This is a genomic window from Bradyrhizobium sp. Mp19 (genome assembly GCF_029952935.1).
GTDB classification, from domain to species: domain Bacteria; phylum Pseudomonadota; class Alphaproteobacteria; order Rhizobiales; family Xanthobacteraceae; genus Bradyrhizobium; species Bradyrhizobium elkanii.
The window spans coordinates 1-11,499 of record NZ_JASAUT010000017.1; the positions used below are offsets into that span (position 1 = coordinate 1).

The 11,499-nt window shown below is 58.2% G+C and carries 10 protein-coding genes; 7 read left to right on the plus strand and 3 right to left on the minus strand.

What is annotated here, in order from left to right:
- The first annotated feature begins 48 nt into the window (after positions 1–48).
- From QJT82_RS19610 to QJT82_RS19620, 3 genes are read left to right on the plus strand one after another with little or no spacing between them, the layout of a single operon-like run.
- On the plus strand, positions 49–270 hold the full coding sequence (locus QJT82_RS19610; protein WP_281446654.1) for a hypothetical protein: 222 nt from the start codon (positions 49–51) through the stop codon (positions 268–270).
- A gap of 1 nt (position 271) precedes the next feature.
- A complete protein-coding gene (locus QJT82_RS19615; RefSeq protein WP_264641811.1) occupies positions 272–628 on the plus strand; it encodes a hypothetical protein in 357 nt (118 codons plus the stop codon).
- On the plus strand, positions 625–894 hold the full coding sequence (locus QJT82_RS19620; RefSeq protein ID WP_264641810.1) for a hypothetical protein: 270 nt from the start codon (positions 625–627) through the stop codon (positions 892–894). The genes QJT82_RS19615 and QJT82_RS19620 overlap by 4 nt, the downstream gene beginning before the upstream one ends.
- Positions 895–1,246: 352 nt before the next feature.
- Here QJT82_RS19620 and QJT82_RS19625 read toward each other — a convergent pair whose 3' ends face one another.
- Complete coding sequence (locus tag QJT82_RS19625; protein WP_264641809.1) at positions 1,247–1,873, minus strand: recombinase family protein; 627 nt, start codon at positions 1,871–1,873, stop codon at positions 1,247–1,249.
- A 620-nt stretch (positions 1,874–2,493) separates the two neighbouring features.
- Here QJT82_RS19625 and QJT82_RS19630 point away from each other — a divergent pair.
- From QJT82_RS19630 to QJT82_RS19640, 3 genes are all read left to right on the plus strand, one after another.
- Complete coding sequence (locus tag QJT82_RS19630) at positions 2,494–5,886, plus strand: phage tail tape measure protein (protein ID WP_264641808.1); 3,393 nt, start codon at positions 2,494–2,496, stop codon at positions 5,884–5,886.
- A 175-nt stretch (positions 5,887–6,061) separates the two neighbouring features.
- Positions 6,062–6,325: a hypothetical protein gene (locus tag QJT82_RS19635; RefSeq protein WP_264641807.1), complete on the plus strand. Its 264-nt coding sequence runs from the start codon at positions 6,062–6,064 to the stop codon at positions 6,323–6,325.
- Positions 6,326–6,470: 145 nt separating this feature from the next.
- Complete coding sequence (locus QJT82_RS19640; RefSeq protein WP_264641806.1) at positions 6,471–6,674, plus strand: AlpA family phage regulatory protein; 204 nt, start codon at positions 6,471–6,473, stop codon at positions 6,672–6,674.
- 20 nt (positions 6,675–6,694) lie between these two features.
- Here the strand turns inward: QJT82_RS19640 and QJT82_RS19645 are convergent, their stop codons facing one another.
- The gene (locus tag QJT82_RS19645) at positions 6,695–9,292 is read right to left on the minus strand and encodes an AAA family ATPase (RefSeq protein ID WP_264641805.1); all 2,598 of its coding nucleotides are present in this window, start codon (positions 9,290–9,292) and stop codon (positions 6,695–6,697) included.
- Positions 9,293–9,423: 131 nt separating this feature from the next.
- On the opposite strand from QJT82_RS19645, the gene QJT82_RS19650 reads away from it, so the two are divergent.
- A complete protein-coding gene (locus QJT82_RS19650; RefSeq protein WP_264641804.1) occupies positions 9,424–10,431 on the plus strand; it encodes a DUF4238 domain-containing protein in 1,008 nt (335 codons plus the stop codon).
- 147 nt (positions 10,432–10,578) lie between these two features.
- Here QJT82_RS19650 and QJT82_RS19655 read toward each other — a convergent pair whose 3' ends face one another.
- Positions 10,579–11,406 carry a hypothetical protein gene (locus QJT82_RS19655; RefSeq protein ID WP_264641803.1) on the minus strand — a complete coding sequence of 276 codons (828 nt, stop codon included), beginning with the start codon at positions 11,404–11,406 and terminating at the stop codon, positions 10,579–10,581.
- Positions 11,407–11,499 lie beyond the last annotated feature (93 nt).

Here is an 11,499-nt window from a genome sequence, read left to right on the forward strand (position 1 = left end):
ACTATGCGCAGACCGAGGAGTTCGGTATAGCCGCGTGACTCAAACCAAATGGCCTCCGGCAATCCCGGGGCGGTTCACAACGCTCGATACGAGCGTACCCGCACGATTGGCGTCGTGCTGCCCATTTCCCTCGCCGATGCAATCGAAGAGCAGGCAAAATCCGAGCTGATCGCCAAATCCTCTTGGATGCGGCGCGCGCTCTTGGCCGCTCTGAACAACGCCTGCCTGCGCGAGGAAACTCCGTATGGCCGTGAAAGCGAGACTGCCTGAGATGACCGACCAAATTGAAGACGCGATCGTCTCTGCCGCCCGCGTCAAAGGCTTTGCGATCAACTCCACGACCATGACAACGGTCGCAATCGATTTGGCCGGAAGCACCCTGGCTGACGATCTGATCACGATACCGGGAAAGGGTTCGCTGTCCATCCAAGATTATCTTCGCGACCTGCATGACCGCGCACCGTCCGGCTTCAGTCGGCTGCAACAGCCAGACAAACCGGACGCCGAGCAAACAGTCACGGAGCTTCGCCGGAAGCGACCGCTCGACGCCGCATGGCATGACCGCCACTCCAGAGCCACAGGCATCACCAAGACCATGATGGACGAAATCGCGAGGAGCCGCGCATGACCTATCGAAGATTACGAAGTTCAGTTGCCACCAGGGAGGCCATCGAAGCGATTCCGCCCGACGCACGGGAGCAACGGGCTCAGCATCTCGTGGCCCGTGAACGAGGCCAGCGACTTGCCGCTGCTCAGGCCGCCGTGGCAGCCGCGCTTGAGGCGCATGAACGCGCACTGGCCAGTGTTCCAGCGGCTGAGGCCGATCTCAAGGCCGCCCGTGCAAAGCTCGACGAAGTCGAGAGGGAGGTAGCAGCGGCGACGCCGGCTGCTTAAATGTTTGGACCGCGGTTTTCAGCTTCTCCAGAGTCGCCGCGATCCATCGGAGGCGCGGTAGATGATATTCAGACGACTCGCAGGACTGCACGCACTCGCGTTGGCTCTCACTGTTGCGCCTCTCGCCCTGCTTCCAACACCGGCAGCCGCTGAGAGCCTGTATGCGACACCGACCCGCGATGGTCGTGAACGTATCCCTCGCACCGGCGCTTGCCCTACGGGCTTCGTTGGCAAGGGCAACTTCTGTGAGGCGCTGCACCAGGACACACGGCGCGCCTTCCCCGTCATCCCGGGCAAGCCGTGCCCGTCCGGGTCGTTCAGGAGCGGCGATGCCTGTGTCAGTTTTAGATGATCAAGCGGCCTTCTGATCCTTCATCCGCTTGACGATCTTCGCGATAGTCGCCCGGCCACACCCAGTCGCCTTTTGAATGTCGTTCCACGACATCCCGGAGGTCAGCATGCCTTCGATACCGGCATTCCGATCCACGTTTTCCGGACGGCCTTGAAACTTCCCTTCCACCCGCGCCTTGGCGACTCCTTGCGCCTGACGGCGGCGGCGGTCTTCGTAATCCTTCCGTGCCGTCGCAGCCAATAGATCCAGCAAAAGGCCATTCACAGCCTCCAAAACGCGGCCAGTGAAACCATCCGCGTTAGAACCCATGAGTTGGTGCGACGTTGGCAGGTCAAGAGCGACAATGCGGACGCCCTTGGCGTCGATCGTGGCCCGGAGTTTCTTCCAGTCGGCGTCGTTGAGACGGCTCAGCCGATCCACTTGCTCAATCAAGAGAACGTCGCCCTCTTGAGCGTCGGACAGCAGCTTGAATAGTTCCGGCCGATCCAACTTCGCACCGGACTCGTTCTCGCGATACCACGACGCGATCTTGAGCCCGCGTTCGGTAGCGAAGGCTTTCAACTGGCCCTCCGCACGGCTCGCGTCCTGATCCCGAGTGCTGGCCCGCAAATATGCGCGTACGAACATTGGAAAGACCCTCAAAGTTCCGTTTGACTAGTTCTCTTATATTGGTCTCGTTTGACTAGTTCAAGATCTATCTTCGAGACCCTCCAAGCCGGTGCCGCTGGGGTATACCCAAAGTGAACTAGGCTCTTTACCTTGGTCACCTGCGCCGCGCAGTGGCCCTGCCCGGCCCCTGTGCTGGCCGCGCCATGGCGAGGGGCTGCCGAGAGGCACGGCCACGGTGGTGCTCTCGGTCGATCGACGGCCAGCGACTCAGCCGTCCGCCAGCGCGTCCCGCACGCGTGGCGGCTGTCAGTCCTACAGCCGGTGAAACCGTCTGCCCCTGCCCCTGAGAAGATGCTGGCCCATGGCTGCCATGGACTCGACGGGTCGCACCCAGCACTGACCGTTCGTCACGGTGATAGTCGACGCGGAAAAGGCCAGTGAGGTTTCCCAGCGCTCGCGAGCGCGGAAGGGGTGAAGGCGAGATTTTTTGCGCGGCATGCCCCCTCGGTTGGCCACCCCCTTCCTACTAGCGAGCAACAAAAGGGCTTTTCTCAGACCCCACCCCCAAAAGAAAAAGACCCGTCCCCATTCGGGAGGTCATCGTCCGCGCGCTCGGCGCGCCAATTAACAAGAGAAACATGTCAGAGATCATCAACGTCCACGCATCATTGACCGCGAGCGACACCGCGAGCCCGGTCATCGCCGGCCTCCTCAAAAACGTGCGCAAGCTTGAGGCAGCAATCAAGTCCATCAACGGCGTCTCAGCGTCCAAGCTGTTCCCGGATAATCTTTCGACCGGGCTTCAGAAGTTCACGGACGATGCTCGCAAGGCCGCTGCGACCTATCGCAATGAGTGGAAGAGTGCCTATGACGCTCGCCTGCGTGATGTCAGGGCATTCCATCGTGAGTTGGACCGACTCGACCGCCAGCCCCTCAACCGCCGACAGGCTGAGCAGCGTCTCGTTGATCGTGGTGTTAGGTCTACCAACCGCGGTGCGCTTCCCCGTGGCATCTCGCCAACCACCGCGCTCATTTCCGGCGGCATCACCATCTCTGGCGTGGCATCCGCGTTCAAGAAACGGATGGAAGCTGAGGCTGCCGAGACCAAGGCGCAACTCTTCGGCGGCTTGTCCGCAGCAGAAGTGAAGCGGCTTCGTGGCTCTTGGTCGGACGAGGTCGCGATCAAGTTCGGCGAAACCGCGGCAGCGGTATTAGATAGCTACACGGAGGCATTGAAGCAGGGCTTCGACGGCACGGCCGCAAAGAAGATCACTGAGAACGCCTTGGAAGCGTCGTCAGCGCTCGAAATGAACATCGGCGAGCTGATGAAGCTGGCAGGTAAGACTGCGACCAGCCTCTATGGCAACGTCCGGAACGCCGACCCAGCCCGCGTTGCCAGAATGATGACCTCGGTTGCTGTTGCCGCCGCTGCGACCGCCGCAGACCCGAATGAAGTGGTTGAGGCGAACAAGCGTGCCCTGTCCGCCTTGAGCACGACGAAGATGAAGGAAACCGACCTGAGCGCCTTCACGTCGGTTGGCATCTCGGCAGGTCTACAGCCGAACAAGGCAGGCACGTTCCTCGGTTACCTGACCTCGGAATTTGCAAACGCCGGCAACGCTCGCGGCCAGCGCGGCAAAGATCTGGACCAAGCTGCACGTATGATCGGGTACGGCAGCCGCGCGCAGATGGCTCAGAGGATGGCCTCGGCTCCAACCGAGTTCATGTTGGATATGTTTTCGAAGATGAGGAACATGCCTGAGCAGAACCGAGCGAAATTCGCGAATTTCGCCGGCATGCGGGAGTGGCGCGATGAGCTGGTGCAGATGGCCAAGGCCGCCGATCAAATCCGGGAGACCTTGAAGGAAATCGATCAGAAAAGCGACGCGGTTTCCGCGTTCTCCCGTACCAAGCTCAACTCGCTTCAGAAGCGCTGGGACCGCATCAAGACGATGTTTGGTCTTGCATGGGAAAAATTCGGAAGCGGATTCGAGCAGAGCTTCATTGAAGTGTCGGATTGGTTCGATAAGCACACCAGCATCGTCACCTCCGGCAACATCGCGGAGAAGTCGAGAGAGTTTGTCGAAAGGCTGAAGAAGGCCTTCGGCGTCGCCAACATGGGCGAGGCTCTCGACACGATCGCCGTGAAAATATCGTCGATCGACGTAGACAAGATCATCGGGTTTGCGTCGGGCTTCCTGGGCGGGCTCAAGTCAGTCTCCGATACCGTCATCACCATGTTGAAGGGCGTTGCCGCCGCCATGGGCAAGGACGGCAACAGTGCTGAAGTCCTGGGTAAGCTGGCCGGCCAGATCGTTGGATTGTCCGTTGCACTCGGACTGCTCGCCCCGGTTATCGCCGTGCTCTCTGGCTTCGCGACCATCATCAGCCGCATTGCCGGGCTTCTCGCTGGCCGCGCACTGCTTGGGGCTGCCAGAGCGAACCCTGTCGGAACGACCGCGTGGCTCGCTTGGCTGCTGGCACAAAACAGCGACATTGGCGTTTCCGACTCCGCGATCAAGCGGCCTGGAGAAACGACAAGCCAGTGGCGAGAACGTCAACGTCAGCACAAGAAAGACCTGTACCACAAGCAGTCTGGTGAGGGGTTCGAGCCGACGAACATTCACCCGATGAACTATCTGTCAGACAAGCTCGACAAGTTCGGCGGCAAGATCGAACGCGCCTCGCTCATGAGTGCCGATTTCAGTTCTCGTGGCCGCCTCTACGGTGTCGGCGGTGGGCTCAGTGGTAGCACGGCAGTGGGCGCCAACATGAACCGCATCGCCGGCGGTGTCGGCACTCCCGATGCTCTATGGAAGAGCGTCACGCCAGGCGGCAAGCTCCCGAACTTCGGTGTCGGCTCCGGTGGCATCATCAAGCGCAGCAGCATCCCGTCCTTCAATGGGTCGGGTGGCAGCTTGGCGGGCGGCGGCGGCCTCAATCGCAGCGCGTTCGAGAAGGTGTTCGCTGGAACGGCGATGGCCGGTAAATACGATCAGGTCGTTGCGGCGGCCAAAGCAAACGGCATCAGTCCAGCGCTTCTGGCGGGCGTCATGGCTCACGAGACTGGCGCGGGCAAGAACCTGAACGGCAACAACCCGGGCGGAGTCATGGACCCGTCGACCAACTGGTCGAGGAAAATGCGGTACGGCAGCCTCGACGCTGGCATCGACAAGACGGCGGCCACCGTAGCGAAGAACTTCCACCGGGCCGGCGGCGATCTCGGTGTCATGGGCAGAAAGTTCTACGCTCCGATCGGAGCGGCGAACGATCCGAACGGCTTGAACAGGTATTGGTCTGGCGGCGTCGGCAAGTACATGAAACAAATGTCAGATGGCACGTCTGGCATTCCTGTTACGCCTGGAACGGTGGATACCAACAACTTCAAGGGAGTTCCACTCAGGGGCGGTGTTGATCCGCGCATCCAGGAAATCGTGAATGCCGGAGCAACCCATCTGCCGGAGGGCTACTCGCTCAAGATGACCTCGGGATTCAGAGGCGCCGGACAAGCCAACCACAACGGCAACGCCGCCGACTACCAGATCATCGGGCCGGACGGAAAGGCGCTCCCGAACCGAGGCAATGATCCGACTGGCATGTACCGTCTCCTGGCTCGCTACTCCTACGGAGAGATGCTGGCTCGGTATCCCGAGTTGAAGGGTAGATTCGCCTGGGGTGGTGCCTTCGGCACGAAGCTCGGAGGCGGAGGTCCTCGCGACCTGATGCACTTCGACGTCAACGGAGAGCGGGGTCGATACGAACAATTCCAGCTCCGCAACATGGGAGCAGTCCCCGGCACGCGCTACGGCATCACCAGCGGCGTACCGACGCCGGCCGAGGCTGTTCGTAACGTTCCCGTGGCTCCGGTCGCTCCTGCGACGCTGGGCGCCGGTCAGATGCGTGGCGGTTCCGCGACGATCAACATCAACGGCAACAGCCACGACCCGGAAGCTCTCGCAACACTGGTCCAGCGCCGCGTTGACGAGCAGATGAACTGGCGGACCCACGACACTGACTCCGAATATACCTAACGACTAACCCGGCCCTACGGGGCCGGAAGGGAGAGTCATCACTGTGAGGCGGATGTAGCCTCGCCTCCTCGCCTTGATAGCTCTCCCGTTTGCATTTGCACGAATGCAACGCCCTTGAATGCGTACATGGCCTTAGTCACTGTGTCTCTGGTCAACACGCGAGAGGATCATTCTGATGAAGAAAGAATATCGAGACTACATCACCGAATTTTGCAGCGGAAAATGGATTGCCAAACCTATGGATGGAGACCAGTTCGAGATGCGATCAGTCTATCCTCCGCGCCTTAACGCGGCCATCGATGCACTCCATGCAGCCCTGGAGCAAATCCCGACCGTCCCCGTTGCCGAGATCACCGGGCCGCGTTGGCTGAGGGAATGGCTGGCGCGCCCCACCGTTATCATCGACCTCGATGCAGCGTATGCACGCGGTGCTTGCTGAGACGTAAGCCAGTCCGACCATCGGACCCTTTGGAGCGCCCTCGGCCAGTCCAGCCGATGGCGTTGTTGCTTCGTTCGCATGGACTGATCGCGATCCGATGCATCACACTTGCCGCCCAACGCCTTTTAACGCTCGAAGGAAACTCATGAACGACAACAACCAGACACCCCGCAAAATGCTGAACCTGAAGCAGGTGCTCGCGCTCGTGCCATTCAGTCGATCAACCATCTATCGAGAGATGGAGGAAGGTCGTTTCCCGAAGGCTCGCGAGATCGCGCCGCGCCGCGTCGCTTGGTACGAGGACGATGTGTCGGCTTGGCAGCTTGAGCTAGATCGAAAAGTTGCGTGAATCGAAACGTTGTCTCTTCATCACTTCTTCCGTCGTTTGCGGATGGCCTCCACCCACTTCTCAAGTGAATCGATGTCTTCCTTCAATTCTGCAGGTTCCGGCACGGGTGCGCGCGCAGCTGCCGCCTGATCATGACCTGTCAACCATCTTGAACACTTCGTCATTGCCGCGTCTAACTCTCGACAATCCTCGGCGGTGATGTCAGCCACCATAGCCACTTGCTGTGTTTGAACGCTGGGACGGAACCGTTCAACAATTCCGCCTAGAAGCACCTCTTCAAGCGCACGCTCCCAGGCTTCACGCAACAAGCCGTACGTGTGCTTCGCATCTTTTTCGTAGGCGTCCTGATGGCCATTGCGAAAGAGCTTGTCAGCCGCCTGGTGGGCGTTCTTGAGGTATCCGATCTTCTTTTTGACGGGCAGCGCGACCCATGGCAACTCCTCGACGCATACGCCCGCGCCCTTGGAGAGCTGTCGTATATGCTGGTCTAGTTGTTCGACTTTAAGTTCTTCGGAAATTTGCTTGAGAAAGAGCAGAAACACGACATCGTGCGTGAACACAATGACCTGCCTGACCTTCGACTCCTTTACAAGCCGCCGAGCTACGCTTTCGCGCCACCTGTAGTCCAGTGATGAAACGGGATCATCGAACACTATCCCTGAGGGGTCATCGGCTGTGCTAAGCTCCGCGAAGAATGCTGCAATCGATAAACATCGCTGTTCTCCTTCGCTCACTACTTTCGGCAACTCCACTCCCGGGGCGCGCGTCAGTCCCAGCTTGTGATATAGAATACCATCCGCTCCGCCTGCCTCTCGAAGCTCGACCTCAACGTGACGAAAATTCAATTCCTTAAGCTCATCTTGGAAGCTTTGCTTTAGCTTTTGGGAAACGACCGTCTTCGTAACAGTGGTGCTCTTTTGAGTAATCGCCTGCGTCTTCGTCTCGTCGATAGCTAGACCGTAGGCGGCATATTTCTTCTTGCGCTCAATCTCGCCAAGCACGGCCGGAAGATGTTGCGCAAGCAGCTTACGAGCGTGCAACTCGTTCAACTCAGCGCTCATAGGTTTTTGAACTTCGTCAGCCTTTGCCTCGTAAATTGCTTCGATCCGAGCCTGCAGCTGCTCGGCCAGCTCGACTACTGCATCAACCGTGCTCACCAAGTCCGGGCAGTCAGAGCTGAGCGGCTCGTCCTTGGTTAACGCTAAGACTACCGCGGTACGGCGTCGCTCGTTGGTGGCAAGCGCCGCTGCTATGGCGTCAGCCAGCACGCCCTGCTCGATCCGAATTTCCTTGAGTAATTCGTCAATCGATTCCGTAGAGATCCTAAGATCGATGAACGTTTTTCTGAGTTGAGCAAACCTTTCTCTAAGCCCGCGCAACTCCCTTTCCGAAGTTGAGGTCACAAACGCCTCGAACTGCCTCAGTCTATGGCTTGCGGCATGAGCGATGTCCTGCTGGCAGAGCACGCAGCGCGACCCGCTATCGACCACGGGAAATGACTGACCAGGATAAGCACTCTCCGCAGAGAACCGTCGCGCCGCCTCCCAAAGCGACGTCCACGCTTCCGAGCCAGTTCCGGTTAGCACGTCGCCAGAGAACGTCACCTCGCGTAACCTCTTCGCCTCCTCACTCTTGTGATGGACCTCTACTCGAAGAGCGAACACGTCCGCCACGGCGTTGGCGGAAAGTGCCGCCTCGACCTCCTCTAGTTGCCTTACAAGCGATCGTACGCGCGTTGCGCGAATATTGAGCTGCTGCGCGAGCTTCTCCCGATCACCCGCTCGCAGGTCGTTCAACGACTTCTCAAGGAAAGTAGATCGCGCCTCCTCCTCCGGAGACAGTTGGGCCAAGGCCTGGACAGCTTCTGGCTTCGTGAGAGAGCTGACACTCGCGAGTAGCCTCGCAGCAGCGGTGCCGTCCGGGATCCTCTGCTGCACAGCGCTCAACGTATTCGATAAGAGCGCGCGCTGTTCACTCTCAAGGTTCGCGCGAATGGTCTTACACGCTTTAACGAGCTTATCGAACAAGTCGAGGCCGAAAGGCCGGAATGCGACGTCGGTCTTTTCGGTCAGGTACACCGCGGCAGATTGCGTGTCGAATACGCTTACCCGAGAAATGAATTCGTCCTCGCCACCACCGACCCACTCACGGGCCTGAGCTTCGTCTCCAACCCGATATTTGATTGCCACCCCAACAGCCGGCGGCGCGCCACCGGAAATAACATTTCCTAAGATTTTCTCCCGGCCGCGCGCACGGCAGGCGCTCTTGAGTATTCGGGTGTAGCCGCTCTTACCAGCAGCATTGTCACCGTAGACCACGGTGAGTTGGGAGCCAAACCGAAGGGTTTGGTCTTCAGCAAGTGCATTGACACCCCGTTGATGAAAGATGGACAAGAGCGAAGCCGGAACAGTGCCTGCCGCTTTTATCGGAACATCATCTTGCGTGAGCGGAGTCATATCCACCTGCTCCGCCAACCCAAACGAACATTTGCAAATCGCCCCGAGTGACTCGATGTCGCCCTCGGACAGGTCGCCATTTTGAACAAGGCGGCGCAGAGCGTCACGTTGCCACGCCGGCCGTTCATACGACCAATCAAGTATTTCTTGAATTACGGTCACGGAGGACTTCCTACTATGAAAAATAACCCTTAGGTTGCACAGCCAGCTGGCACGGTCAATTCGGCTATGGCCAGACCGCATGAGCAAAGACCAGTGCGGGTCACAGAGCCGCAAATAATGAGCTTCGAATAGTGAGCGATGAGAAGAAGGGAACGGCGGCGCGTAAGCACCACTACGTGCCGCAATTCTACTTGCGCGGATTCACCGACGAAAAGGGACAGCTTCTGGTCACGGATCGTCCCAGTGAAAAGACATTCCGCACTGACCCCAAGAACGTTGCAGCGCAGCGTGACTTTAATGCCGTGTCGATTGAAGGTGTTGACCCCCAAGCAGTCGAAAAGGGACTAGCAGAGTTCGAGGGAAAGGTTGCCCCCGCGCTGGAGAGAATAAAGACGGCGACATCCCTCTCTGCCAAGGCGGATCGGGAGCTGCTGATGAGCCTCATCTGCGGTTTGGCGATTAGAAATCCGCGTCAACGGGCCACAATCAACGACTTCGTCAGCGAGATTGCTCAGGCAGTGGCTGAAATGGCTTTGGCAACGAAGGAGAGATGGGACAGTCAAGTCGCGCAGATGAAAGCCGACGGCGCGTGGGACGACAGTACCAACGTAACCTTCGAAGATATGCAAAAATTCATAAAGGCGCGAAACTACAAGATCGAGGTCGCCAAAGAGTTCAACATCGGAGTTGAAATCGAACAACACGAACGACTGCTCGAACACATCTCAGCGCGCAAATGGCAGATCGTCAAAGCAAAAGATGGATCTGGCGGCTTCGTCACAACGGACGTGCCGATATGTCTTCGTTGGTCGGACAATATGGATCATGGCATGTTTGGTCCGGGCTTCGGCGTACCTGGTACGCAGGTCATTTTCCCGCTCTCGAGCAAACTCGCCCTCATGGGTAGCTTCGAGGGCCAGGAGAACACCGTTGAGGCCGACGTATTTACAGTTGGGAGTATGAACTCCATCATCATTAGCAATGCGCGAAGACAAGTTTACTCTCAGGATTATAATTTCAGCTACATGCGACCATTTCCCGAAGAGATCGGGAGTGGAGCAACGCTCAATCAAGACGCGACATTCTTAGCAGCCGGCAAGCCGAAACAAGGGAACATCCTCCCACTGCGGAGCAAATAACTTATTGCTCGCTTCGGTGTGCGGCGCAATCCAGGCGCACCTAACAGCGATCGACGTCTCGAACCAGTTTGATCATGCATAATTCTCGCGGCCGAAGTTTGCGATGAACACCTTCATAGTGATCTCTCACCTTCCTGGTCTAGTCGATTAACTGCCGCGGGCAAGCGCGGCCTGGACCAGTTCGGTGATGCGTTCGTACGCAATCTCCTCGATCTCTTCTCGTTCAAAGTCGCTGTCCGTGACGTCACGCTCGTGAAACATTTGAAGGACCGCGTCACCAAAGTACTCAACCTCCTTTTCCCAACTTTCGAAGATCGCCTCCCCATAAGCACCGGTCTTTACGAGCTTGCGGTACCGTGTGAGGAGAGCCGGAAGGTGGGGTGCTGTTGCGCGGTCAAGGTACATCTGCAGCCGTGCGATCTGCTTCTCTCTCGAACCGATTCGTTGGCGCTGCTCTCCTTCGCAACGCTTCTCCCAGAGCTGCATAAGCACCTGCCATTCGCGAAACAGCAGATCGCCGACAGGACCTATCCCACCATGCCAGGCCGTTAGGAGACCAGCGATGTACCGTTCATCTTCTGTAAAGTACCGCTCAACTACGGCCGCTATTGACGTTTCTAGACAGACTGGCTCACCATTGTTGATACTGGGCTCGACCTCATCGGCGATGAATTGGAAGGTCTTAGCACGAGCAGACCTCCACGCACTCCACCATCGGCCGGGCAAAGGCTCATCGCAGTCCGAGGCATCTAAACAAATTCGCCACAGCGCTTGGCCTACGTAGAATTCGACAAGTTCATATGAACCAAAGTCTCTCACATGCACCGACGCCTTGCGGGCAAATGGCGCCAACGTTCGCTTGCGCTGATTTTCGTCGTCCTTTGCTTTGAGATAAGGCACTAGAACGTCGTCAAGATGGCCAACCGTAAACCTGCAAACGGGATTATCGAGATTGTGCTCTTTCAGAAACTTCATGGCTGAGATGCGTGCTGCTCCGATTTCCTACCTCGGGTTGGCGGTAGTTGAGGCTTGATGAGGTGTACTTCCCGATGAACCGGTTTGCTGACG